General features: G+C 67.0%; 18 protein-coding genes. 6 read left to right on the forward strand and 12 right to left on the reverse strand.

Annotated features, from left to right (window positions below; genetic code table 11):
• The first annotated feature begins 102 nt into the window (after window positions 1-102).
• Window positions 103-753, forward strand: a complete 651-nt coding sequence (locus AC06E9_RS14635; RefSeq protein ID WP_121041535.1) for a hypothetical protein — start codon at window positions 103-105, stop codon at window positions 751-753.
• 52 nt (window positions 754-805) lie between these two features.
• Here the strand turns inward: AC06E9_RS14635 and AC06E9_RS14640 are convergent, their stop codons facing one another.
• Genes AC06E9_RS14640 through AC06E9_RS14655 form a run of 4 tightly spaced genes read right to left on the reverse strand, consistent with a single transcriptional unit; the run spans window position 806 to window position 5,511 of the window.
• Window positions 806-2,377 (reverse strand): DHA2 family efflux MFS transporter permease subunit, encoded by a 1,572-nt coding sequence (locus tag AC06E9_RS14640; protein WP_121041533.1) that lies wholly within the window; start codon window positions 2,375-2,377, stop codon window positions 806-808.
• A gap of 7 nt (window positions 2,378-2,384) precedes the next feature.
• On the reverse strand, window positions 2,385-3,566 hold the full coding sequence (gene emrA, locus AC06E9_RS14645; protein ID WP_121041531.1) for a multidrug efflux MFS transporter periplasmic adaptor subunit EmrA: 1,182 nt from the start codon (window positions 3,564-3,566) through the stop codon (window positions 2,385-2,387).
• Window positions 3,567-3,577: 11 nt separating this feature from the next.
• Window positions 3,578-5,062 carry an efflux transporter outer membrane subunit gene (locus tag AC06E9_RS14650; protein WP_152151786.1) on the reverse strand — a complete coding sequence of 495 codons (1,485 nt, stop codon included), beginning with the start codon at window positions 5,060-5,062 and terminating at the stop codon, window positions 3,578-3,580.
• 5 nt (window positions 5,063-5,067) lie between these two features.
• On the reverse strand, window positions 5,068-5,511 hold the full coding sequence (locus tag AC06E9_RS14655) for a MarR family winged helix-turn-helix transcriptional regulator (protein WP_121041527.1): 444 nt from the start codon (window positions 5,509-5,511) through the stop codon (window positions 5,068-5,070).
• A gap of 142 nt (window positions 5,512-5,653) precedes the next feature.
• Between AC06E9_RS14655 and AC06E9_RS14660 the strand changes: the two genes are divergently transcribed.
• Together AC06E9_RS14660 and parC are read left to right on the forward strand one after the other, a co-directional pair.
• On the forward strand, window positions 5,654-6,532 hold the full coding sequence (locus AC06E9_RS14660) for an AraC family transcriptional regulator (RefSeq protein WP_152151784.1): 879 nt from the start codon (window positions 5,654-5,656) through the stop codon (window positions 6,530-6,532).
• 58 nt (window positions 6,533-6,590) lie between these two features.
• Entirely contained in the window at window positions 6,591-8,834 is a 2,244-nt protein-coding gene (gene parC / locus AC06E9_RS14665; protein WP_121041523.1) for a DNA topoisomerase IV subunit A, read from the forward strand.
• 617 nt (window positions 8,835-9,451) lie between these two features.
• Here the strand turns inward: parC and bfr are convergent.
• Window positions 9,452-9,940, reverse strand: coding sequence for a bacterioferritin (bfr, locus tag AC06E9_RS14670; RefSeq protein WP_121041522.1), 489 nt, complete (start codon window positions 9,938-9,940; stop codon window positions 9,452-9,454).
• Between the two features lie 153 nt (window positions 9,941-10,093).
• Between bfr and AC06E9_RS14675 the strand changes: the two genes are divergently transcribed.
• Window positions 10,094-12,436, forward strand: a complete 2,343-nt coding sequence (locus AC06E9_RS14675) for a penicillin acylase family protein (protein ID WP_478056304.1) — start codon at window positions 10,094-10,096, stop codon at window positions 12,434-12,436.
• A 25-nt stretch (window positions 12,437-12,461) separates the two neighbouring features.
• Here the strand turns inward: AC06E9_RS14675 and AC06E9_RS14680 are convergent, their stop codons facing one another.
• Together AC06E9_RS14680 and asnB are read right to left on the reverse strand one after the other, a co-directional pair.
• Window positions 12,462-13,844: a cation:proton antiporter gene (locus AC06E9_RS14680; RefSeq protein ID WP_282262704.1), complete on the reverse strand. Its 1,383-nt coding sequence runs from the start codon at window positions 13,842-13,844 to the stop codon at window positions 12,462-12,464.
• 89 nt (window positions 13,845-13,933) lie between these two features.
• Window positions 13,934-15,625 carry an asparagine synthase B gene (asnB, locus tag AC06E9_RS14685; protein ID WP_282262702.1) on the reverse strand — a complete coding sequence of 564 codons (1,692 nt, stop codon included), beginning with the start codon at window positions 15,623-15,625 and terminating at the stop codon, window positions 13,934-13,936.
• 368 nt (window positions 15,626-15,993) lie between these two features.
• On the opposite strand from asnB, the gene AC06E9_RS14690 reads away from it, so the two are divergent.
• Both AC06E9_RS14690 and AC06E9_RS14695 read left to right on the forward strand, forming a co-directional pair.
• Complete coding sequence (locus AC06E9_RS14690; protein ID WP_478056385.1) at window positions 15,994-16,872, forward strand: tetratricopeptide repeat protein; 879 nt, start codon at window positions 15,994-15,996, stop codon at window positions 16,870-16,872.
• Between the two features lie 87 nt (window positions 16,873-16,959).
• The gene (locus tag AC06E9_RS14695; RefSeq protein WP_478056305.1) at window positions 16,960-17,643 is read left to right on the forward strand and encodes a pentapeptide repeat-containing protein; all 684 of its coding nucleotides are present in this window, start codon (window positions 16,960-16,962) and stop codon (window positions 17,641-17,643) included.
• Between the two features lie 63 nt (window positions 17,644-17,706).
• On the opposite strand, the gene dapE is transcribed toward AC06E9_RS14695, so the two are convergent.
• Genes dapE through AC06E9_RS14720 form a run of 5 tightly spaced genes read right to left on the reverse strand, consistent with a single transcriptional unit; the run spans window position 17,707 to window position 23,806 of the window.
• Entirely contained in the window at window positions 17,707-18,834 is a 1,128-nt protein-coding gene (dapE, locus tag AC06E9_RS14700) for a succinyl-diaminopimelate desuccinylase (protein ID WP_478056306.1), read from the reverse strand.
• On the reverse strand, window positions 18,831-19,193 hold the full coding sequence (locus AC06E9_RS14705; protein WP_121041511.1) for an arsenate reductase: 363 nt from the start codon (window positions 19,191-19,193) through the stop codon (window positions 18,831-18,833). The genes dapE and AC06E9_RS14705 overlap by 4 nt, the downstream gene beginning before the upstream one ends.
• 43 nt (window positions 19,194-19,236) lie before the next feature.
• Window positions 19,237-20,109: a hypothetical protein gene (locus AC06E9_RS14710; protein ID WP_478056386.1), complete on the reverse strand. Its 873-nt coding sequence runs from the start codon at window positions 20,107-20,109 to the stop codon at window positions 19,237-19,239.
• The gene (gene dapD / locus AC06E9_RS14715) at window positions 20,106-21,185 is read right to left on the reverse strand and encodes a 2,3,4,5-tetrahydropyridine-2,6-dicarboxylate N-succinyltransferase (RefSeq protein WP_478056307.1); all 1,080 of its coding nucleotides are present in this window, start codon (window positions 21,183-21,185) and stop codon (window positions 20,106-20,108) included. The genes AC06E9_RS14710 and dapD overlap by 4 nt, the downstream gene beginning before the upstream one ends.
• Complete coding sequence (locus AC06E9_RS14720) at window positions 21,185-23,806, reverse strand: [protein-PII] uridylyltransferase (RefSeq protein ID WP_478056387.1); 2,622 nt, start codon at window positions 23,804-23,806, stop codon at window positions 21,185-21,187. Before AC06E9_RS14720 ends, dapD begins: the two co-directional genes overlap by 1 nt.
• Between the last annotated feature and the right edge of the window lie 15 nt (window positions 23,807-23,821).

Here is a 23,821-nt window from a genome sequence, read left to right on the forward strand (position 1 = left end):
CGGGCCAGTCAAATGACCGCCGTAGGTTGCTAAGGAACCACTCTCCTCAAGTTGCAACCTTCCATGCCGTCATTGGACTGCAGATCTGGATGGAAACTTGAGATGGTTAGCACTGAAAAGACGCACCTGCTTTCTACATCGGATGTTCTTAAGCACCTGCGGCCCGTGCCTCACCCTAAGTCCTGGTATGACTCGTTTGAGAGGATCTCGATTGCGAGCATCGTAGGCTGGTTCGCAATTCTTATCGTCGTGACAATCATCAAACTCGTAAGTGGAAACGAGGACACATCCTTATGGTTTCCCATGGGCTTGGGCATACTCTCGCTGATGTACCTCATGGCCGCCTTATGGCTTGCTGCTCTCGCCATCTTCATCACCATGCCCACGCGATCGTTCCTATATGCGCATATGGACAAAAGGCATGAAGCAGATGAGCAAGTTGCGAAGGGCTTGTCCCACCTTGGGCGAACAGCGCTGCAGAACAAGGCCCGTCATCTAGAGCTTGAAGCCAAGTACGCGGCCACCCGCTTCAATATCGTGGCCATTCTCACCGGCGTCCTGGCAGCGCTTGCTGCGATTTCTCAGGAAGCCACTCAGCTCGAGCTCCTTGATCGCGGCCCGCCTTACAGCATCATCTTAGGCATCGTCGCGATCTGCATACTGCTTGGGGGAGTGAGATCGCTAGGACTAATCTTGCGCCTCACTAGAGGGGCATCTGTCGTCAGTTGGGCAGCGGAGCATGCACAAGTCTGACAAAAAACCCCGCACTGGGCGGGGTTTTTCGTTTCAGCTCACCGCAAGCACGTCAATGCCCACCGGCCGAGGCAGCGCCCGCCCCTGCACCGAACGGCGGCTTGGCCAGCCACAGGAAGGCGATGATGGCCAGGAAGATCCAGCCCAGCAGGAAAAAGATGTCGTTGAAGCCCATCTGCGAGGCCTGGTGGTTGATCATGTTGTTGAGCGCGGCCGCCCCATGCTGCAGGTCGCCCTGCCCCATCGCGGTCACCTGGTCCTGCATGCCCGGGGTGTAGCCGGAGATGTGCTCGGTCAGATGCGCGTGGTGCTCCTGGGTGCGGCGTGCCCACAACCACGTGGTCAGCGAGGCGGCGAAGCTGCCGCCCAGCGTGCGCAGGAAGGTGGCAAGACCGGAACCGGCTGCGATCTCGCGACCGTCCAGATCCGACAGCAGGATCTGCAGCACCGGCATGAAGAACAAGGCGACACCGATACCCATGATCAGCTGGATGCCGGCCACATGGCCGAAGTCCACCTGCAGGTTGAAGCCCGAGCGCAGGAAGCTGGTGAAGGACAGGAAGATGAAGGCGATCGTGGCCAGCATGCGCATGTCGAACCGCGAGGCGTACTTGCCCACGAACGGCGTCATGATCACCGGCAACACGCCGATCGGTGCGGTCGCCAGACCGGCCCAGATCGCGGTGTAGCCCATGTCACGCTGCAGCCATTGCGGAATCAGCAGCGCCACGCTGAAGAACGCCGCGTAGGCCACCACCATCGCCAGCGTCCCGGCACGGAAGTTGCGGTGCCGGAACAGGCGCAGATCGACGATGGGATCCTTGTCGGTCAGTTCCCAGATCAGGAACACCGCCAGTGCCACCACCGACACACAGGCCAGCACGACGATCTTGGTCGAACTGAACCAGTCTTCGTCGTTGCCCAGATCGAGCACCAGCTGCAGCGCGCCCACGCCGATCACCAGGGTGATCAGGCCGACGTAATCCATCTTCGGCTTTTCGATCTGTTCCGGGCGCCCCTTGAGCTGGTTGCCCACCACCAGCGCGGCGAAGATGCCGAGCGGCACGTTGATCAGGAAGATCCATTCCCAGCTGTAGTTGTCGGTGATCCAGCCACCGAGGATCGGGCCGGCGATCGGCGCGACCACGGTGATCATGGCCAGCAACGCCAGCGCCTGCCCGCGTTTCTCACGTGGATAGAGCGAGACCAGCAGGCTCTGCGTGATCGGGTACATGGGGCCGGCGACGAAACCCTGGATCGCACGTGAGACGACCAGCATGCCCATGCTCTGAGCCAGGCCGCACAGCAGCGAGGCCAATGTAAAGGCCAACGTGGCCCACACGAACAGCTTGGTCTCGCCGAAGCGCCGGCTGAGGTAGCCGGTCAGCGGCAGCGCGATCGCGGTGCTGACCGCGAACGAGGTGATGACCCAGGTGGCCTGCTGCGAACTGGCGCCGAGATTACCGGCGATGGTCGGCAAGGAGACGTTGGCGATGGTGGTGTCCAGGACCTGCATGAACGAGGCCATCGCCAGGCCTGCCGTGCACAGGGCGACGTTGGCCGGCCGGAAGGCCGTGCCCGGGGCCGCGGGGGCGCCCGGTGCGGCGGGAGCTTGTGCGGACATGGTCGCCTCAGCTCGCCTTGCCCTGCTGCGGCAGGTTGCGCTGGATGATCTGGTGGATCACATCGTCGGCGCTGTGCAGCTGCTTGGCATAGACGTCGGTATCAAACACCTGGCCCTTGGCGATCTCGGTCGGCAGCACGGTGCCCTTCTGGTCACGCAGGCTGACTTCGGCCTTGATCGACAGACCAATGCGCAGCGGATGCTCGGCCAGCTGCTTGGCATCGATGGCGATACGCACCGGCACGCGCTGCACGATCTTGATCCAGTTGCCGCTGGCGTTCTGCGCCGGCAGCAGCGAGAACGCCGAACCGGTGCCCAGGCCGAGGCTGTCGATGCGGCCCTTGTAGGTCACATCACCGCCGTACAGGTCCGAACGCAGCTCCACTTCCTGGCCCAGGCGCATGTGGCGCAGCTGGGTTTCCTTGAAGTTGGCTTCCACCCACATCTGCTCGGTCGGCACCACGGCCATCAGGGCATTGCCCGGCTGCACGCGCTGGCCGACCTGCACCGAACGACGCGCCACGTAACCGGTGACCGGCGCGACGATGCCGGCGCGGGCATTGTTGAGGTAGGCCTGGCGCAGCTGCGCGGCAGCGGCCTGCACGTCCGGCTGGGTGGCGATCACGGTGTCATCGACCAGCGCGTTGCTCTGCTCGAAGGTCTCGCGCGAACCGGCCACGGCGGCTTCGGCAGCCGCCAGTTCGGTGCGGGCGTGCGCCAGTTCTTCATTGGAGATCGCGCCGCTGCTGGCCAGATCCTTACGACGGTTGAAGTCCTCGCGCACGCGCTTGAGGGTTACCTGGCGCGCGTTCAATTCGGCCTGGGCACCTTCCACGCTGCGGTACAGACCGCGCACCTGGCGGACCGTCTTGGCGAGGTTGGCTTCGGCCTGCTGCAGGGCCACTTCGGTGTCGGCCGGGTCCAGCTGGACCAGCAACTGGCCGCGCTCGACGCGCATGCCGTCATCGGCGTTGATCCCGACCACGGTGCCGCTGATCAGCGGGGTGATCTGGACCTGGTTGCCCTGCACGTACGCATCGTCGGTTTCTTCGAACCAGCGGCCGAACATGAAGTACCACAGGGCCAGCGCGGCCAGCAGCAGCACTACGATGACCAGCAGGCCGCGCAGCAGCTTGCCGCGACGGGAGGGAGCTGCCTTCTCGGCAGCGGGGGCGGAGGTCTGACTCATGGGGATGACTCTCAGGAATGCGAGGATTCGGGGGTGGCGGCGACCGTGGCGGCATCGCTGGTCGGGGTGAAGCCACCGCCCAACGCCTGGCTCAGGCGGACCGAAACAAGGATCTGACGCGACTGCAGTTCGGCCAGCCGCTGCTGGGAGACCAGCAACTGCTCTTCGACGCTGAGCACATCCAGGTAGCTGCCGATGCCGGCGCGGTAGCGCTGTTCGGCCAGGTCATGGGCGGCACGCGCCGTGCTGACGGCCTGGGCCTGGGCATTGGCCTGGTCGGCCAGCGAGCGCACCGCGTTGACCTGGTCGGCGACATCGCGCAGTGCGTTGAGCACGGACTGGTTGTAATCGGCCACGGCCAGGTCGTACTGCGCGTCGGTCTTGCCCAGGTTGGCGCGCAGGCGGCCACCGTCAAAGATCGGCAGGCTCAGTGCCGGGCCGAGGAAAGCGAACGTCGAGCCACTCTTGAGCAGCTGGTCTACTTCACTGGAGACCACGCCGCCCAGGGCGGTCAGGTTGAGGCTGGGGTAGAACGCGGCCTTGGCGGCGTGGATCTCGCGGTTGGCTGCTTCCACGCGCCAGCGCGCGGCGACGATGTCCGGGCGGCGGCCGAGCAGTTCGCTCGGCAGCACGCCGGGCAGCTGCAGGGCCAGCGGGTTCAACACCTGCGGGCGCACGATCTGCAGGCCCCGGTCCGGGCCCTGCCCGACCAGCGCGGCGAGCGCGGTGCGGGCTTCGTCGATCTGCTGCTGCGCGGCCTGCTGTTGCTGCTGCGCGGCCGGAATACGGGCTTCGGCCTGGCGGGTCTGCAGGTCACTGTCGATGCCGGCGGCACGTCGCTGACGGGTCAGCTCCAGCGTCTTCTGCGATCGGGCCAGTTCTTCGCTGGCCACGTCATGCAGCGTCCATGCGTAACCGAGCTGTGCATACGCCTCGGCGATGGCGGCCGAGAGATTCAGGCGTGCGGCCTGGGCGTCCACTTCGGCGGCATGACCGCTGTCCACGGCCGCTTCCCACGCGGCGCGCTTGCCACCCCACAGGTCGATGCCGTAGCTGAAGCTCAGGTAGGCCTGGCCGCTGCCGGCATAGCTGCCGCCGAGTTCGTCGCCGACCATCGATTCGGGCAGGCGTACGCCGGTGTAGCCACCGGAGGCGGACACGCTGGGCAGGCGGTCGGCGCGGGCGGTGCCGATCTGGGCACGCGCCTGGCGCAGGCGTGCATCGGCCGCGTCCAGCCCCGGATTGCGCTGCAGGCCTTCGGCGATCAGCGCGTCCAGCTGCGGATCGCCCAGCGCGCGCCACCAGTCCGTGGCTGGCCAGCCGGGCTGGCTCAGGCCGGTGCCGGCCAGGGTGCGCTGGGTCTGCAGGCTGTCGGCATCGAGCAGACGGCCCTGCGGCTCCAGGCCGCGGCTGCTGGCACACGCGGCCAGCGCAAGCGCCAGCGCGGAGACCAGCACCGGCCGCAGTGGGCGCAGTGAATAAGAACGTTCAAACATGGAAGTCATGGCGTTACCAGTGAGTCGCGTACACGGGTCATGAGGGAAAGCAGCTGCGCGCGTTCGTCCGCAGACAGATCACGCATGGCGTCGTCGATGGTCTGGTCGCCCCGCTGTTTGAGGCGGGCCCACAACTGGCGGCCCGGCTCGGTCAGCACGATCTGCAGCGCCCGCCGGTCCTGGGCATGTGGCTCGCGCCGCACGCAGTCCAGGGCTTCCAGCTTGTCCAGCAGGCGGGTGACCGCGCTGGGCACCTGGTCCAGGGCCTGGGCCAACTCGTTGGCGGTGCACGGGGCACGTGCCGCGAGCACCTTCAGGCCGAGATAGTGGGTGAAGCCAATACCGAGGTTTTCCTCGGCCATCGACGTGTCTAGCTGACGGACCAGGCCATCGCGCACTTGGCGCAGCAGGAGTCCGAAGCTGGGGGGATGGGCATCAGGGCAGATCATGGGTGAGCATTCTCTTCCAAAAAATATATTTCTCAATAGAAATATTTAATTTGGAACCAAATGCTGTGTTGCAGCAATCAGAACAATGGGAGGTCGCTACCTTAATGGCGCCCGCCACTGGCCGGGTATTACAATTTGGACAATGGATAACACTTTCAGGCCAGCGCTGGAGACCGAGGCCACCCAGATGATCCGCAACCAGGTCCTGGACTGGTTCGAGCGGGATGACGGACTGGGCGTGCTCGGCTTCCGCATCGAGAGCCCCAAGGGGCTGGAACGCGAGATCGACTGGCACCAGCACCGGCGCGCCCAGCTGATCTGCGTGGAGGCCGGGCTGCTCACCACCCGCACCCGCCACGGCACCTGGTCGCTGCCACCGGGCTGTGCCGGCTGGATGCCACCGGGCGAGCCGCATACGGTGGATATCTGCGGGCCGCTGCGTGGCTGGGGCGTGATCGTGAGCGCGCCGATGGCCTGTGATCTGCCCGACGAACCTTGCGTGCTGGCCATTTCCGATCTCCTGCAGGCGCTCTCGCTGCGCGTCACCGCGTGGGTGCCCGCGGCCGAGCCGAGCCTGCGCCAGCAGCACATGATCGAGGTCCTGCTGGACGAGATCCGCAATGCGCCGCGCCAGCGCATGCACCTGCCGATGCCGCAGGACCGGCGCCTGCTGAGGATCGCCTCGCAGCTGATCGCCGACCCGGCCGACGGCCGCAGCCTGGAGCAATGGGCCCAGTGGGCCGGGCTGTCGCCGCGTACACTGACCCGGCACTTCCGCGATGAAACCACGCTCAGCTTCGCGCAATGGCGCCAGCAGGCCCGGCTGGCCGAGGGGCTGCGCCGGCTCTCCGATGGCCAGAGCGTGTCCGATATCGCGCACGAACTGGGGTTCAGCAGCCCCAGCGCCTTCGTTACTGTCTTCCGCCGCCACTTCGGCAGCCCGCCCGGGCGCTATCTGGCGCGCAGCGGACTCCCCCTGAACCCATCACGCGGCTTGGCATCCCCGGCCGCATCCGGATAATCATCCGCCTGCGAGGGCGACAGCCGTCGCCGTCCCTTGCCACAGGTAACAATCCCGCATGACCGATCTTGCCCGCCCCGCGTTCCACGGCTTTGAACAGCTGCCCCTGCGCGAGTACGCCGAACGGGCGTACCTGGACTATTCCATGTACGTGGTGCTCGACCGCGCACTGCCGTTCCTCGGCGACGGCCTGAAGCCGGTGCAGCGCCGCATCATCTACGCGATGAGCGAGCTGGGTCTGAACGCGTCCTCCAAGCCGAAGAAGTCCGCGCGTACCGTCGGTGACGTGATCGGCAAGTACCACCCGCATGGCGACAGCGCCTGCTACGAAGCGCTGGTGCTGATGGCCCAGCCGTTCTCGTACCGCTACCCGCTGATCGAAGGCCAGGGCAACTTCGGCTCGACCGATGATCCCAAGTCGTTCGCAGCGATGCGCTACACCGAGTCCAAGCTGACCCCGATCGCCGAAGTGCTGCTGGGCGAGATCAACCAGGGCACCACCGACTGGACCCCGAACTTCGACGGCACGCTGGAAGAGCCGACCTGGATGCCGGCGCGCCTGCCGCACCTGTTGCTCAACGGCACCACCGGCATCGCCGTGGGCATGGCCACCGATGTGCCGCCGCACAACCTCAACGAGATCGTCAGCGCACTGCTGCACCTGCTCGACGACCCCGATGCGACGGTCACCGACCTGTGCGAGCACGTGAAAGGCCCGGACTACCCGAGCTTCGCCGAGATCATCACCCCGATCGCCGATCTGCGCACCATGTACGAAACCGGCTACGGCAGCGTGCGGGCGCGTTCCACCTTCCTGAAGGAGAACGGCAACATCGTGGTCAACGCGCTGCCGTTCCAGGTGTCGCCGTCGAAGGTGATCGAGCAGATCGCCGCGCAGATGCGCGCCAAGAAGCTGCCGTGGCTGGAGGACATCCGCGATGAGTCCGACCACGCCAACCCGGTGCGCGTGGTGCTGGTACCGCGCTCCAACCGCGTGGACGCCGAGCAGCTGATGGGCCACCTGTTCGCCACCACCGATCTGGAGCGCAGCTACCGGGTCAACCTCAATGTGATCGGCCTGGACGGCCGCCCGCAGGTGAAGAACCTCAAGACCCTGCTCAGCGAGTGGCTGCAGTTCCGCAGCACCACCGTGACCCGCCGCCTCAACCATCGCCTGCAGAAGGTCGAGCGCCGCCTGCACATGTTGGATGGCCTGCTGATCGCCTTCCTCAACCTGGATGAAGTGATCCACATCATCCGCACCGAGGACGAAGCCAAGCCGGCGCTGATCGCGCGCTTCGCGCTGAGCGAGGAACAGGCCGAGTACATCCTGGAAACCAAGCTGAAGCAGCTGGCCCGCCTGGAAGAGATGAAGATCCGCGGTGAGCAGGACGAGCTGGCCAAGGAGCGCGACAAGATCGTCGGCATCCTGGAGAGCAAGGCCAAGCTGAAGAAGCTGATCCGCGATGAGCTGGTGGCCGATGCCAAGAAGTTCGGCGATGACCGTCGCTCGCCGCTGGTGCAGCGTGGCGCGGCGCAGGCCATCGATGAAACCGAGCTGGTGCCGAGCGAGCCGATGACGGTGGTGCTCTCGGAGAAGGGCTGGATCCGTGCGGCCAAGGGCCACGATATGGACCCGTCCACCCTGTCCTACCGTGATGGCGATGCGCTGCTCGGTTCGGTGCGCGCACGCAGCACGCAGCAGGTGGCGTTCCTGGACAGCGAGGGCCGCGCCTATTCGACCCTGATCCACACCCTGCCCTCGGCCCGTGGCAACGGCGAACCGCTGACCGGTCGCTTCTCGCCGGCGCCGGGCAGCGCCTTCATGACGCTGGCCAGCGGCGAGAACAACACGCGCTTCGTGCTGGCCTCCACGCACGGCTACGGCTTCGTGACCCGCTTCGAGAACCTCACCGGCCGCAACAAGGCCGGCAAGGCGATGCTCAACCTGACCTCCGGCTCCAAGGTGCTGACCCCGGCCGTGGTCGCCAATCCGGAGACGGATCGCATCGTGGCCGTGACCAGCTCGGGCAACCTGCTGGCGATCGCGGCCAGCGACCTGCCGGAACTGGACAAGGGCAAGGGCAACAAGATCATCGACATCCCCAAGGCCAAGCTCGCCACCGAGCGCGTGGTCGCGGTGGTGTCCGTTGCGCCGGGCAACACGCTGCTGGTCCGCAGCGGCCAGCGCACGATGAACCTGTCGTTCAAGGATCTGGACACCTACCTGGGCACCCGCGCCACCCGTGGCCATCTGCTGCCGCGTGGCTGGCAGAAGGTGGAAGGGCTGGCGGTGGAGTAAGCGTCGCGGTGTTGACGTGAATCGGAACGGCCGGGGAAACCCGGCCGTTTTTTTGTTCTTCTCCCAACGAAGGGAGCGCCTGCGGTGCATGTTGGATCTGGCGGTGCCTCCGCTCGGGTCTACCGAGAGCGTGAGGGGCCCCGTAGCGACCGGCAGGCCCCTCGGCAAATGTCCCCCGGCCGCCGCCTGACGGCGACGTCCTCCTCCTTGATTTTGCCCAGGAGCCTGCCGGCCGCTACGGGGCTCGGCTCGCGGCGCGCAGGCGTAACACCGGGCATTGCTGTGAAGCGCCAGTGGTCTCTATACGTGGGTCGCGATGCCCTTGTGGGCGAAATAAAGGAGGAGGTGGCGGCCGCAGGCCGACGCCGGGGGACATTCGCCGGCAAGGGCATCGCGGCCCAGCGCTCGACCCACCTGCGGCCGCGACTGAAAGGTTCAGAGCGCTTCAGGCTTGCCACGCGGACGGAGGGAGAACCTTTTTGCCCACAGAAAAGGCCGGGTTTCCCCGGCCTCTCTATTCGAATCAACGTCAGCTGGCTGGCAGAGGCTGGCGGGCGGACGGGGGTTCAGCAGCTGGCTGGCGAAGGCTGGCTGGCGTGCGGAACCCGATGCCGCACTCAGTGCGCAGCGGTGCCTTTCGCATCCATCTTGCTGGTCTGGTACAGCGCCAGGCCGATGCGCTTGATCAGGCCCAACTGCTGTTCCAGCCACCACGCGTGGTCTTCTTCGGTGTCCTTCAACTGCACCAGCAGCATGTCGCGGCTCACATAGTCCTGGTGCTGTTCGCACAGCTTCATGCCGGCGGCCAGGTTGTCGCGGACGCTGTACTCGGTCTCCAGGTCCTTCTGCAACATCTCTTCCACGGTCACGCCGGGCTCGAACACATGCGGGCGCATGTCCGGGTCGCCGCCGAGGAAAAGGATGCGGCGCAGCAGCGCGTCGGCGTGCTGGGTCTCTTCTTCCATCTCGTGGTTGAGGCGCTCATAGAGCGCGAACAGGCCCTGGTCTTCGTAGCGGCGCGAATGGATGAAGTACTGGTCGCGCGCAGCCAACTCGCCGCGCAGCAGTTCCTTCAAGCAGGCGATGACGTCCGGGTTGCCTTTCATGGGGGGTGCTCCTGATGAATCAATGCGCGCATGGTGCCCTATCTGGAATTCCGGTGATCTAATCGGAATCAGTTGCAGTTGCGCTTCGGTCGGCGTGCACAGGGCGTTCACGCCTCCCTACAATCGAACCACACCTACAGGGGGACGCGCGGGATGCGGCATTGGCTGAAGCGGTTGGTCTGGGGAGTGTTGATACTGACGCTGGCGGCGGTTTTGATGGTGTGGTGGCTGCTGCGCGGCAGCCTGCCCCGCCTGGAAGGCGAACAGCCCATGACCGGCTTGGCGGCGCCGGCGAGCATCACCCGGGATGCCTTGGGCGTGGTTACCATCGAGGCCGGAACCCAGGCCGATGCGATGCGGGCGCTGGGTCTGGTGCATGCGCAGGAGCGCTACTTCGAGATGGACCTCATGCGTCGTACTGCCGCTGGCGAGCTCGCCGAGCTGTTCGGCCCGGCGGCGATCAAGATGGACAAGCGCATGCGCGTGCACCGGCTGCGGGCGCGCACCGAGGCCCACCTGGAGGTTGCCACGGGCAGCAGTGCCGCTGCCCTGCAGGCCTATGTGGACGGCATCAACCAAGGCGTCGCGGATCTTCGGGTACGGCCTTGGCCCTATCTGCTGCTGCGCCAGACGCCCGCACCGTGGCGGACCGAAGACAGCGTGCTGACCGGGCTGGCGATGTATGCCGACCTGCAGGACCCCACCAATCAGAACGAACTGGCGATGGCGCGGATCCGCGCGGTGGTGCCACCGGCGCTGTATGCATTGCTCAGCCACGAGGGCAGCGAATGGGATGCCCCCCTGTTCGGCGGGGCGCGCGGCAACGCCCCGCTACCGGACGCCACGGCGCTCAATCTCCGACGGCTCGATGCGGCGCAGGCAACCGGTGCCGCCGCCGGTCATCTGGACCCGGACGTACTGGGCAGCAACAACTTCGCCGTGTCCGGTGCACTGACCACGGACGGCCGCGCCATCGTCGCCGACGACATGCACCTGGGACTGCGCGCGCCAAATCTCTGGTTCCGGGTACGGCTGCGCTATCCCGATCCGCAGGCGCCCGACGGGCGCGTCGATGTCAGCGGCTTCTCGCTGCCCGGCCTGCCGGCCATCGTCGTCGGCAGCAACGGACACGTTGCCTGGGGCTTCACCAACAGTTACATCGACACCGCCGATTTCCGCAGCGTACCCGCCGATGCCCAAGGCATCACCACGCATGAAGAGCGTATCCGCGTCGCCGGTCAAGCGCCGGTGACGCTGCGCGTGCGCGAGACCGCCTGGGGTCCGGTACTCCACGAACGGCCGGACGGCAGTGGCGAGGCACTGCGCTGGACGGCACAGCTTCCCGGTGCGGTCCGTCTGGACTTTGCCGAGATGGCGCGCGCAAGGGATCTTGACCAGGCGTTCCAGGTAGCCGACCGCAGCGGTATTCCCGCGCAGAATCTGGTGATCGCCGACCGTAACGGACGCATCGCCTGGCGGTTGATCGGCACACGCCCGGATCGCGCTGCGGGCTGCCCGCCAGACGGCAACACGATCACGGCGCCCGCGAGCTGCACGCCGTGGGCGATCCGCAGCGATGGCGCGCCCGCATTGATCGATCCCCCCTCCCATCGGCTGTGGACCGCCAACGGCCGTGTACTCGATGGGGACGCGCTGGCCATCGCCGGGAACGGGGGCTACGATCTGGGTGCACGCGGGCGGCAGATCCGCGATGGCCTGATGGCGAAAGAGCGCTTCACCGAGGCGGACCTGCTGGCGATCCAGCTCGACGATCGTGCCCTGCTGCTCACGCGTTGGTGGCACCTGCTGCGCGAGATCGTCACCACCAGCGACGACCCTGCCCTGCAGCGGCTTGAGGTCGCAACCCGGCGATGGGAGGGCCATGCGGGCGTCGATTCGGTCAGCTACCGGATCACCCGCGGTTTCCGCGGCATGTTGATCGACCGCGTTGGCGAAGGCCTGCTCGCGCCAGCGAAAGCACAGCTCGGCGAGGCCTATCTGGAGCCGCGACTGGGGCAGTTCGAGGGCGTGTTGTGGCCATTGGTGAGCGAACGGCCGGCGCATCTGCTGCCGCCCCCGTATGCCAGCTGGACTGCGCTGTTGACCGATACCGCCAAGGCGCTGGAGGCAGACCTGAGCAGTCAGGGACCGCTGGAGGCGCGTACGTGGGGCGAACGCAACACCGCCTCGATCTGTCACCCGGTCAGTCGCGCCCTGCCCAACGTCGCCCGACGATGGCTGTGCATGCCCGCCGATCGGTTGCCCGGCGACCGCGACATGCCCCGTGTGCAGGGGCCCGCATTCGGGGCGTCGCAGCGGATGGTGGTCTCGCCCGGCCACGAAGCCGAGGGATGGATCCACATGCCCGGTGGGCAGAGCGGTCACCCGTTGTCACCGTTCTGGGGCGCCGGACACGACGCCTGGGTGCAGGGAACACCCACCCCGTTCCTGCCGGGCAAGACCGCGTACACGCTGACGCTGGTCCCCGTGGAATGATCACGGGCGGTGGCCGCCCCTACGGCTACCGCCTCTTCCACCGCTCCATTGCGTTGAGCAGCGGCCCGGTCATGGCCGTGGTCACCAGGGCCATGATCACCAGCACGGCAAACAGGCGGTCGCCGAGGAAGCCCAGCTCGTAACCCAGGTTGAGCACGATCAGCTCCATCAGGCCGCGGGTGTTCATCAGGGCACCGAGCTTCCACGCCTCATGGCTGCCCATGCCGGCACTGCGCGCTGCGCTCCAGGTGCCGATCAGCTTGCCCAGCGTGGCCACCACGATCACGATCAGGCACAGCGCCAGGTCGCTGGCCTGCAGGGCATCGGCGCGCATGCGCAGGCCGGTCATGGCGAAGAACAGCGGCAGCAGCAAGGTCACCGCGAACGGCTCGACGCGCTCGGCCACGGTGTGCCGCAGGGTGGCGTTGCCGGAGACCGCCACGCCGGCCGCGAAGGCGCCGAACAGCGCGTGGATGCCCAGCATCTCGGTAACCAGCGCGCAGGCCAGCGCCATCAACAGCATGATCAGCAGCCAGCGTCCTTCCTGGCCCGGTGCGATCACCAGGCGCGAGAACCACGGGCGCACCACGCCCAGCATCAACGCGACGAAGGCAACCACGCAGACCAGATTGATCGTCGCGGGCACCCAGCCCTGCGATTGCGCAGCCGCCACGATCAGGGCCAGCAGGCACCATGCAGTGGCATCACCGAGCGCGGCGCAGGCGATGGCGGTCTGGCCCAGCGGCGTGCCGGTCATGCCCCGGTCGGCCAGAATGCGCAGCAGCACCGGGAAAGCGGTGATGCTCAATGAAATACCCACGAACAACGCGAAGCCGGTGAAGCCCACGCCCGACGGCGCGTGTGCACCGTACAGCCAGATCGCGAGCAGCACGCCCAGCACGAAGGGCACCGCGATGCCGGCATGGCTGACCACGAAGGCAAAACGACGTCGCCCCCGCAGTCCGCCCAGATCCAGCTCCGCCCCGGCCACCAGCAGGAACATCAGCACGCCGAGCTGGCTGAGCAGACCGAGCGGACCGAGCGATGCCGGCGGGAACAGCACGCCATGTACCTGCGGCAACACGGCGCCCAGCACCAGCGGCCCCATCATCAGGCCGGCCGCCATCTCACCGATCACCCCCGGCTGGCCCAGGCGGCGGAACACCCAGCCCGCGCCCTTGGCGACCATCAGCAACACCAGCAACTGCAGCAGGAACAGACCGAGCGGCGCATGCAGATGCGCAGCCCAGTCGGCCCCCAGCGAGGACTCTGCACGGGCCACCTGCGCGGTCACGGCCGGGCCGGCAAACCGCGCCAGGCCCAGGCCGATCAACAGCGGCAGCGCCACCCAGCCCAGGTAGCGCCAGGCCAGCCCGCTGCGGCGCATGCCGGTGGTGTCAGAGTCCATGACCGATCCCCATCGATTGAAGGGGCGATTCTACGGGCTGCACGCGTCGCCACACCACCGCGGACGACGCGGCGGTGTGGCACATCCGATCAGGCCAGTGCCTGTTCGTGTACGCCGGCGATGGCGCGCCCGGAGGGATCGGCCATCGCGGCAAAGCTGGCGTCCCACGCGATCGCCGCTGGCGAGGAGCATGCGATGGATTTGCCACCCGGTACGGTCTCCGCCGCGGCCTGGGTGGGGAAGTACTGCTCGAACACGTGGCGGTAGAAGTAGGCTTCCTTGGTCTGCGGCGGGTTGTGCACGAAGCGCTTGTCCGCCGCGGCCATCACCCGGTCACTGACCTGGGCTTCGGCATGGGCCTTGAGCCCGTCGATCCAGCCATAGCCGACACCGTCACTGAACTGCTCCTTCTGGCGCCACAGGATCGAGTCCGGCAGGTAGCCTTCGAAGGCCTCGCGCAGCACCGCCTTCTCGATCCGGCGTGCACCGGCGGGGCCCTGCCCGACCATCTTGTGCTTGGCATCGATGCGCATGGCCACATCGAGGAACTCGCGATCCAGGAACGGCACGCGCGGCTCCACGCCCCAGGCCATCATCGATTTGTTGGCGCGCAGGCAATCGTAGTTGTTGAGCGCGTCGAGCTTGCGCACCAGCTCCTCATGGAACTCGCGCGCGTTCGGCGCCTTGTGGAAGTACAGGTAGCCACCGAAGATCTCATCGCTGCCCTCACCGGACAGCACCATTTTCACGCCCATCGCCTTGATCCGGCGCGCCAGCAGGAACATCGGCGTGGAGGCGCGGATGGTGGTGACATCGTAGGTTTCCACGTGGCGGATCACTTCCGGCAGCGCATCCAGCCCCTCTTCGAAGGTGTACTCGAAACCGTGGTGCACGGTGCCCAGGGCTTCGGCCGCGATGGCGGCGGCCGCCAGATCGGGCGAGCCCTTCAGGCCGATCGCGAAGGAGTGCAGGCGCGGCCACCAGGCTTCACTCTGATCGCCATCTTCGACACGGTGGCGGGCATAGCGCGCGGCGACGGCCGCGACCAGCGACGAATCCAGCCCCCCGGAGAGCAGCACGCCGTAGGGCACATCGGTCATCAACTGGCGGTGCACCGCGCGCTCGAACGCCTCACGCAGTTCGACGCGATCCGCCTCCACGCCTTCGACCGCATCGTAGTCGCGCCACGGGCGCTCGTAGTAACGGGTGAGCGTGCCGGTGGCGCTGTCGTACCAATGCCCCGGCGGGAACTGCGCGGCGTCGGCGCAGATGTCCACCAGCGACTTCAGTTCGGAGGCCACCACCAGGCGGCCGTCCTTGTCGTGGCCCCAGTACAGCGGCACCACGCCGATCGGATCACGGGCGATCAGCACGCGCTGCTCGGCGCGGTCCCACAGCGCGAAGGCGAAGATGCCGTTGAGGCGGTTCAGGAACGAGGCCGGGCTGTCTTCGCGGTAGAGGGCGTTGATCACCTCGCAGTCCGAGCCGGTCTGGAAGGCGTACGGCTGGGCCAGCTCGGCCTTCAGTTCGCGGTGGTTGTAGATTTCGCCGTTGACCGCCAGCGCCAGGCCGCCGTCTTCGGAGAGCAGCGGCTGTGAACCACCGGCGGGATCGACGATGGCCAGGCGCTCGTGGACCAGGATGGCGCCGTCATCGACGTACACCCCGCTCCAGTCCGGGCCGCGATGGCGCTGGCGCTGCGACAGGTCCAGCGCGTGGCGGCGCAATGCGGCGAGGTCGTCGCCCGCCTGGAGGCCGAAAATACCGAAGATCGAACACATGGGAACAGCTCCTGATGATGGGGGAATACACGTATTGCAGGCATTCGACCGGCCACCCAGGCCCGGAAGGGGTAAACCCGGGCCACAAAAAAACCCGCATCGGTCGATGCGGGTTTTCTGGGGTCCGGGCGTGTTGCTTGTACTAGCCCTGGTCGCAGTCCCGCATCGGCCGCGCACGATTATTCGCGCGCAGATTAGTGCGGTTGGTATTGCTGACAGCGGTGGCCGGGAACGAGGACATGGACCGACCGTAACCGGGTTTGGGCGGCGGTGCAACTGTTGCGATGGCAACCAAACCGACCGCCGCGGACAACCCGGGGCTGCTGGGCCGGGCGATAATCACCGCCCTTGTGTACCCCCTGGCTGGCATGACCCCTCGCATCGGACGCATCGCTTCACGCCTGGGCGGCATCGCCCTGCTCCTCTTCCTCATCGCCTGCAGCAGCGCCCCCTCGCGGACGCCGGCGAGCATCGTGCAGTCGCTCGAGACTAAGGCGGCCGATGGCAGCTTCGACAGTGCCTGGGACGCCGCGAGAACCTACGAAACCTTCAACGACCCGCGCGCGGTGACCTGGTACGAGCGTGCCGCCGCCGTCACTCCGTGGACGTTCCACAACCCCCAGGCCGAAGAGGCGCTGGGCCGGATCTGGACCCACGGTGAGCTGCTGCATGGCACCGGCCCGAACATCCTCCAGGGCCCTGCGTTGCGCGCGTCACCGCGCAAAGCAGAGCGCTGGTACCGCGCTGCCGCCGACCATGGCAACCCGATGGCGATGCTCATGCTGGCCAAGTTCCATCGCGAACGCGGTGACACGGCCAGCGCGCTGCGCTGGGACCTGCGCGCGACGATCTACTTCCACATGCCGTCCGAATCCTCGCGGCTGCCGCAGGCGATCGCGGCGCAGGCGGATGGCACCCTGCATCCGCTGGTCGTCGACATCCAGCGGCGTGCGCAGCGCGGCGACGCCGATGCCCAGGCGGATCTGGGGGCGATGTACGAACTGGGCATGGGTCTGCCGCGCGATGGTATCGAGGCGCTGCGCTGGTATCGGCTGGCGGCGGACCAGGGCAATGTGTATGGCCAGTATTCCAGCGGCCTGCTGCTGGGCCGCGGCCGCGCCGGCGTGACGCGTGATCTGGACGCGGCCGCCGGTTGGTTCGCCAAGGCCTATGCGCAGAAGTTCTACCTGGCCGGGGAAACCTACTGGCGCAAGACCATCGAGCCGCCGTTCTGGACGTTCGAGTAGTGCCGGGCATCGGGGCGCCGTTTTGTACACATTCCGCAACACGCTTCAAGTCTGCCCATGGTCCGGAACATCGCCCAGAATGACCGCATGAACACCGCCACGTTCCGCGATGAAACCCTCACCCGCGACCGCATGCAGGCCATCATCGCCGCGCATCCGCGGGCGGCCGTGTTCGAGAACTGCACGTTCGATCACGGCGACTTCTCGCGGCTGGACATGGATGGGTTCCAGTTCAACCAGTGCTCGGTCACCGGCGCGAGCTGGTTGGCGGCCTCGCTGGAAGAAAGCCAGTGGACGAAGTGCCGCGGCAGCCAGTGCGATTTCAGTTCGGCCCTGCTCAGCGATGCGCGCTTCTCGCACTGCGATCTCAACAACAGTCACTGGCGCCGCGCAACGCTCTCCTCGGTGCAGTTCCAGGACTGCAAGCTGACTGGCGCGCACCTGCAGGAAGTGACCGGCTGGGCGCTGGAATTCCGCGATTGCCTGCTGGTCAGCGCGGACCTGCGCGGGATGTCGTTCCGCAAGGCGCAGCTGGAGGGTATGGATTTCTCCGAGGCCGAGCTGTCCGGCTGCGACTTCCGCGATGCGGTCTTCAACGGCGGCAGCCTGCGCAATGCACAGACACGGCTGACGCGGTTTGAAGGCGCTGACCTGCGCGGCACCGACATCAGCGGGCTCAACGTGATGGACGCCAAGCTGTTCAAGAAGGCAGTGATTTCACAGCGCCAGGCAGCGGCCGCCTTGGCGTCGTTCGGGCTGATCGTGGCGTAAGGGCGAACCGGCCAGCGGCCGGCACTACCGTAATCGAGCGGCGGTAGATTCAACCCGATGGCGTCAGGCGAGCAAACGCTCGATCAGGCGCTGGTACAACGCCGGCAGCGCTTCCAGATCCGCCACGCGGACATTTTCGTCAACCTGATGGATGCTCGCGTTGACCGGCCCCACTTCGATGCACTGCGCGCCCAGCGGCGCGATGAAGCGCGCATCGGAGGTGCCACCGCCGGTGCTCTCCTCCGGCGGCGCACCGGCGAACACACCGAGCACTTCGCGGGCAACCCGGCGCAGCGTGCCTTCCGGGGTATAGAACGGCTCGCCACTGCGATGCCACTTGAGCGTGTACTCGAGCGCATGACGCTGCAGCAGCGCGGCGATCTCCTGCTCCAGCGCCGGCGCATTCCAGTGCGGGTTGTAGCGCAGGTTGAACAGCACCTGCAGCTCACCCGGAATCACATTGTTCGCCCCGGTGCCGGCATGGATGTTGGAGACCTGCAGGCTGGTCGGCGGGAAGCTCTCGAAGCCATCATCCCAGTGCCGTGCGGTCAGTTCGGCCAGTGCCGCGGCGGCCAGATGGATCGGATTACGCGCCTTGTCCGGATACGCGACATGGCCCTGCACGCCCTGCACCGTCAGCGTAGCCGAGAGACTGCCGCGGCGGCCCACGCGCAGCAGATCGCCGAGCACCGCGGTGGAGGACGGTTCACCGGTGATGCACCAGTCGATGGCCTGGCCGCGTTCGCGGAAGATATCGGCCACACGACGCACACCATCGATGGCGTCGCCCTCCTCGTCACTGGTCAGCAGCACGGCCAAGGTGCCGGGATGGTCATCATGGGCGGCCACGAACTGCTCGGCGGCGACCACGAACGCGGCCACACTGCCTTTCATGTCGGCCGCGCCACGTCCGTACAGCACGCCATCACGGATCTGCGGATCGAACGGATCACTGGTCCAGGCCGAAACCGGGCCGGTCGGCACCACATCGGTATGCCCGAGCAGCACCAGCACCGGTGCGCCCTGCCCGTGCGTGGCCCACAGGTTGTCGACCTCGCCCAGGCGCAGGTGTTCGCAGTGGAAGCCGGCGCGCTCAAGTCGGCCGGCCAGCAGCGCCTGGCAACCGGCATCCTCGGGCGTGACCGAGGCGCGCGCGATCAGGTCGCAGGTCAGGGCAACGACGTCGTTCACGCGCCCACTCCGAACCGCTGCTTGAAGCCGTTGTCCGAGAAGCCCTGGGTCATCACGCCATCGGCGCTCACCACCACCGGGCGCTTGATCAGCTGCGGGTACTCGCGCAGCAGCAGCTTCCACTCGGCCTCGGAGTCGGCCGCTTTGCGGTTCTCCGGCAGTTGCCGCCACGTGGTGGAGGACCGGTTGATCAACGCGGGGAAGCCGCCGGCCTGGGCCGCCCAGTCGATCAGGGTCTCCGGCGTTGGCGTGTGGTCGCGGTAGTCGACGAAGGTGTACGGCACCTGGAAACGGTCCAGCCACTTGGTGGCTTTCCTGCAGGTGTCGCAGTTCTTCAATCCGTACAGAGTGGTGGTCATGGCGCGGCGTGCAGCATCGATCAGGAAGGACGCCGTGAGGATGTCACAACAGGCGTTCGGACACGACCCGGAAGGGCACCTGCGGCACCCGGAAACAGAACGCATCGGCCAGATCGACGCCCATCGCGGCCAGGTGCGGGCAGCACACCGTCCCCTCCAGCCGCAGCGGCTGCACCTCGGCCAGGGTGATCGGCAGATCGATATGGGTCAGGACCAGCCGACCATCCGGGGCGACCGCGAACGCGGCCTCCTGGCAGGCCAGGAACGCCATGGCCTGCGCTGCATCGGTGAACGCCCCGGCCGCCCACGCCGCCGCCAAGGCCGTTGCCGGACGCACCTGCGCCTGCAGTGCGGGCGCACTGCCCTGCCCCGGCTCGATCACGGTGTGCCCGCCGTTGGCATCCACGGCATGCTCGAAACGCGCGGCCAGATGCGGCTGCATGGCGTCGCTCCACAGCCGTGCACCGACTGCGTACACCCCGCTGTCGATCACATTGCGGTCGAACAGGACCCGCGGCGTGGCGGCCCCGGCAGCTGCATCGTCCGCCACCACATACCAGCGCCAGTTGCTCTGCAGCGGCGACGGAAACAGGCCACGCAACGGCCCCGCCAGCGCCGGCCCGAAATGGCCGTGACGGTAGGTCAGGATCGTGTAGGGCGTGCGCCCGTCATGCACGAACAGGCGATGGCCTGGCGGTGGCGGCGGTGCACGACGCACGTCTACCCACCAGCTAAGGTACACCACCTCACGCACATCACTGATCAACGCCGGCACCGGCAGCACGCGGGTCAGCGCGCGCCGGGCGGCGATCAGGTGCGCGCAGCCGAGCAGACGCTGCAGCGCGCGTCCCGGCCACCCCGCGAACGGGTGCCGGTAGCGCGCTGCCTGCGCCAGCGCGGGCTGCGGCGTGCTCAGTCGGCCAGGCCGCGCAGCAGCTCGTTGACGCTGGTCTTGCTGCGGGTCTTGGCATCGACCTGCTTGACGATCACGGCGCAGTACAGCGAGTGCGAGCCGTCCTTGGACGGCAGCTGCCCGGACACCACCACGCTGTACGGCGGTACCGAACCGTAACTGATCTCGCCGGTGGCGCGGTTGTAGACGCGCGTGCTCTGGCCAAGGAACACACCCATGCCGATCACACTGTGATGGCCGACCACGAAGCCTTCCACCACTTCCGAACGCGCACCGATGAAGCAATGGTCTTCGATGATGGTCGGGCTGGCCTGCAGCGGTTCCAGCACGCCACCGATACCGGCGCCGCCGGACAGGTGGCAGTGCTTGCCGATCTGCGCGCACGAACCCACCGTGGCCCAGGTATCGACCATGGTGCCCTCGCCCACGTAGGCGCCGATGTTGGTGAAGCTCGGCATCAGCACCACGTCCTTGCCGAAGTAGCTGCCGCGGCGTGCGATCGCACCGGGCACCACGCGCACGCCGGCGCGGCGGAACTTGGCTTCATCGAAGCCGGCAAAACGCGATTCGACCTTGTCCCAGAACGGCGCCGGGCGCGCATCGACGACGGCCATGTCGTTGACGCGGAAGTACAGCAGCACGGCCTTCTTCAGCCATTCGTTGACCTTCCAGCCACCGTGGCCGTCGGGCTCGGCAACCCGGAATTCACCGGTTTCCAGGCCATCGATGACGCGGCCGACCAGCGGCTTGGTCGAGCCTTCGATCTCGTGCAGGGTCAGCGTGGCACGGCGCTCGAACGCGCTCTCGATGCCGAACTTGAGTTCTTCCACACCCGGCGTGGCCGGCTTGCGCAGCGACTTGCGCGCGATGGTGGCATCACGGCTGGCACTGCGCTTGGCGGCGCTCTCGGCCGGCGTGGCGGCAACCTTGCGGGCCGGCGCCTTTTTCACGGCAGGCTTCTTCACTGCGGGTGCCGCCTTTTTCGCTGCGGCAGCAGTCTTCTTCACCGCAGGCGCGGCAGCAGGGGTCTTGGCCGCCGCGGTCTTCGCGGCAGTCTTCTTGGCAGGCTTGGTGGCCATCAGTGGGGGTCTCCGGCGTTTCGATCAGGGTCCAGGCAGGCGAGCATCGCGTCTTGCAGCTGCTGCCTGGCGGATTCGGTCAGGGCGTGATCATGCTCATCGCTGATCACGAACATATCTTCGGCGCGCTCGCCGAACGTGGCGATGCGCGCATCATGCACGCGCAGCCGCTGGTTGCGCAGCACGAACGCCACGTCGGCCAGCAGGCCGGGGCGGTCGGGTGCGACGAGGCTGAAACGGGTACTGGTGGTCTGGCCATCGGTGACATCGCGGAACTCGATGCGTGGGGCGAAACGGAAGTGCCGCAGCTGGCGCGGAATGACACGGCGCGACGGGCGCAGCCGGGTCAGATCGCCGGCCAGCGCCTCACGCAGGCCAGCCTCCAGGCGCAGCGCATCGCCATCAGCAAAGCTGTCGGCCGGGGTCACTTCGAAGGTATCGAAAATGGTGTCGACCGGGCCGTCCAGCACACGCGCGCGATGGATCCCGTAGCCCTTGCGGTCCAGCGTCATCACGATCGCCGCGAACAGGCCGTCGCGATCCGGCGAGTGCACGAACACCTCCAGCGCGTGGTCGTCCGGGGTGATCCGGCGCACCTTGACCAGGGTCTGGCCCTGCTTGATCGGCACCAGCGCGGCCGCCTGCCAGGCAAGCTGTTCGGGCCGCAGCCGGATGAAGCTCTCATCGGGCATCACGGTGAACTGGCGCTCGATGGTGGCATCGTCATAGCCGCGCTCGCGCACCAGCTGGCGCACCGATTCGCGCGCTTCGGCGACCCGCTCGGCGGCCGGCATCTGGTTCTCCAGCCCGTCGCGCAGCGCGCGGCGCGCGGCGAAATACAGGTCGGCCAGCAAACGGTCCTTCCACGCATTCCAGAGCTTGGGGCTGGTCCCGGCGATATCCGCACAGGTCAGCAGATACAGGTAATCGAGCCGGTCGCGGCTGCCCACCAGGGTGGCGAAGCGATGGATCACGTCCGGATCGGAAATGTCCTGCTTCTGCGCGGTAACCGACATGCGCAGATGCTGCTCGACCAGCCAGGCCACCAGCTCCGTATCGGAACTGCTCAGCGCCAGCGCCTGGCAGAATTCGCGGGCGTCCACCGCACCGAGTTCGGAGTGATCGCCGCCGCGGCCCTTGGCGATGTCATGGAACAGGCCCGCCAGCAGCAGCAGCTCCGGCTTGCGCAGGCGCGGCCACACTTCATGCGCGATCGAGAAGCGCTCATCCGCGCGGCTGCTGGCGAACAGGCCGATGTTCCGCAGCACCATCAGCGTGTGCTGGTCCACGGTGTAGACATGGAACAGATCGAACTGCATGCGCCCGGAGACCTGCGCGAACGCGGGGATCCACTGGCCGAGCACGCCCAGGCGTGCCATCCGCGCCAGGGTATCGACCGCGCGCGGGCTGCGCAGCAGCGCCAGGAACTGTTCGCGTGCCACGGCACTGGCATCGGTATACGCCGCCAGCTCCGGCAACGCCTCGGCCAGCGCGCGGGCGGTCAGCGAATGCAGGCCGCGCACATCCGGGTTGTAGGCCCAGCTGGAGAACAGCGCGAATACCTGCTCGATGTCGCCCTGCGGCCACGCGGGATCATTGGCGGCCAGGTAACCGCGGCGCAGCGAGAAACCGACACTCACCGGCTCGGGCACCGCTTCGCCATCGAACTGTTCCTCGAAGCGCTGCAGCAGGCGGTCACTGATCCGGCGTACCACGGTGGCGCTGCGGTAGAACCCCTGCATCATTTTTTCCACGGCCAGGCTTTCGATGTCGTCTTCGAAACCCAGGCGCGCAGCGAGTGTTTTCTGGTAATCGAAGCGCAGGCGCTCTTCGGGCCGGTTGGCGACCAGGTGCAGGCCGAAACGCAGCCGTGCCAGCGCGCAGCGTTCGCGCTTGAGCGCGGCCGCTTCATCCGGGCCGAGATGGCCGAGGCCGACCAGCGCTTCCAGATCGCGCACGCCGAACGCACGCAGTGCCATCCAGCCCAGCGTATTGAGATCGCGCAGCCCGCCGGGGCCGTCCTTGATGTCCGGCTCGAGATTGTCCGCCGTGTCGCCAAAACGCTGATGGCGGGCCAGCAGCTCTTCGCGCTTGGCGAGGAAGAATTCGCGTGGCGGCCACAGGCCCTCCACGTTCACGGCTGCCTTCAATGCCTGACGGGCCGTGTCATCGGCAACGACCGGGCGCGACTCGATCAGCGCGGTCAGCACCGTCTGATCGGCGCTGGCCTGGGTGCATTCGGCCGCCGATCGCACCGCGTGGCTGACCGGCAGGCCGCAATCCCAGAGCAGGGCGAAGAAGCGTGCCAGCCCGGACTCGTGCCGACGCTGCTGCTCGGGCGCACCGAGCACCAGCACGTCGATATCCGAGCGCGGGAACAACTCGCCGCGCCCGTAGCCGCCCACCGCGAACAGCGCCATTCCCGAACCGGCGGGCAGGCAGCGATGCCAGGACAGCCGGATCAGGTGATCGGCCGCGCGTGCGCGCAGGGCTAGCAGGCGTTCGATGTTGTCGCCCTGGTCGAAGCGGCGGTACAGCCGCGCGTCGGTCTGTTGCAGCGACTGGCGCGCCAACGCCGCCCAGTCCGGGTCGGCGACGGAATCGGCCGGCGCGTCCAGCATCGGGCTCGCCGGCAG

The organism is Stenotrophomonas sp. Steno-Z10-BAI (genome assembly GCF_056393115.1).

Bases quoted from the DNA above. Each gene is read 5' to 3' on its own strand.
- AC06E9_RS14635 (WP_121041535.1), top strand. From the start codon at position 103: ATGGTTAGCACTGAAAAGACGCACCTGCTTTCTACATCGGATGTTCTT.
- AC06E9_RS14640 (WP_121041533.1), bottom strand. From the start codon at position 2,377: ATGTCCGCACAAGCTCCCGCCGCACCGGGCGCCCCCGCGGCCCCGGGC.
- emrA (WP_121041531.1), bottom strand. From the start codon at position 3,566: ATGAGTCAGACCTCCGCCCCCGCTGCCGAGAAGGCAGCTCCCTCCCGT.
- AC06E9_RS14650 (WP_152151786.1), bottom strand. From the start codon at position 5,062: ATGTTTGAACGTTCTTATTCACTGCGCCCACTGCGGCCGGTGCTGGTC.
- AC06E9_RS14655 (WP_121041527.1), bottom strand. From the start codon at position 5,511: ATGATCTGCCCTGATGCCCATCCCCCCAGCTTCGGACTCCTGCTGCGC.
- AC06E9_RS14660 (WP_152151784.1), top strand. From the start codon at position 5,654: ATGGATAACACTTTCAGGCCAGCGCTGGAGACCGAGGCCACCCAGATG.
- parC (WP_121041523.1), top strand. From the start codon at position 6,591: ATGACCGATCTTGCCCGCCCCGCGTTCCACGGCTTTGAACAGCTGCCC.
- bfr (WP_121041522.1), bottom strand. From the start codon at position 9,940: ATGAAAGGCAACCCGGACGTCATCGCCTGCTTGAAGGAACTGCTGCGC.
- AC06E9_RS14675 (WP_478056304.1), top strand. From the start codon at position 10,094: ATGCGGCATTGGCTGAAGCGGTTGGTCTGGGGAGTGTTGATACTGACG.
- AC06E9_RS14680 (WP_282262704.1), bottom strand. From the start codon at position 13,844: ATGGACTCTGACACCACCGGCATGCGCCGCAGCGGGCTGGCCTGGCGC.
- asnB (WP_282262702.1), bottom strand. From the start codon at position 15,625: ATGTGTTCGATCTTCGGTATTTTCGGCCTCCAGGCGGGCGACGACCTC.
- AC06E9_RS14690 (WP_478056385.1), top strand. From the start codon at position 15,994: ATGACCCCTCGCATCGGACGCATCGCTTCACGCCTGGGCGGCATCGCC.
- AC06E9_RS14695 (WP_478056305.1), top strand. From the start codon at position 16,960: ATGAACACCGCCACGTTCCGCGATGAAACCCTCACCCGCGACCGCATG.
- AC06E9_RS14705 (WP_121041511.1), bottom strand. From the start codon at position 19,193: ATGACCACCACTCTGTACGGATTGAAGAACTGCGACACCTGCAGGAAA.
- dapD (WP_478056307.1), bottom strand. From the start codon at position 21,185: ATGGCCACCAAGCCTGCCAAGAAGACTGCCGCGAAGACCGCGGCGGCC.
- AC06E9_RS14720 (WP_478056387.1), bottom strand. From the start codon at position 23,806: ATGCTGGACGCGCCGGCCGATTCCGTCGCCGACCCGGACTGGGCGGCG.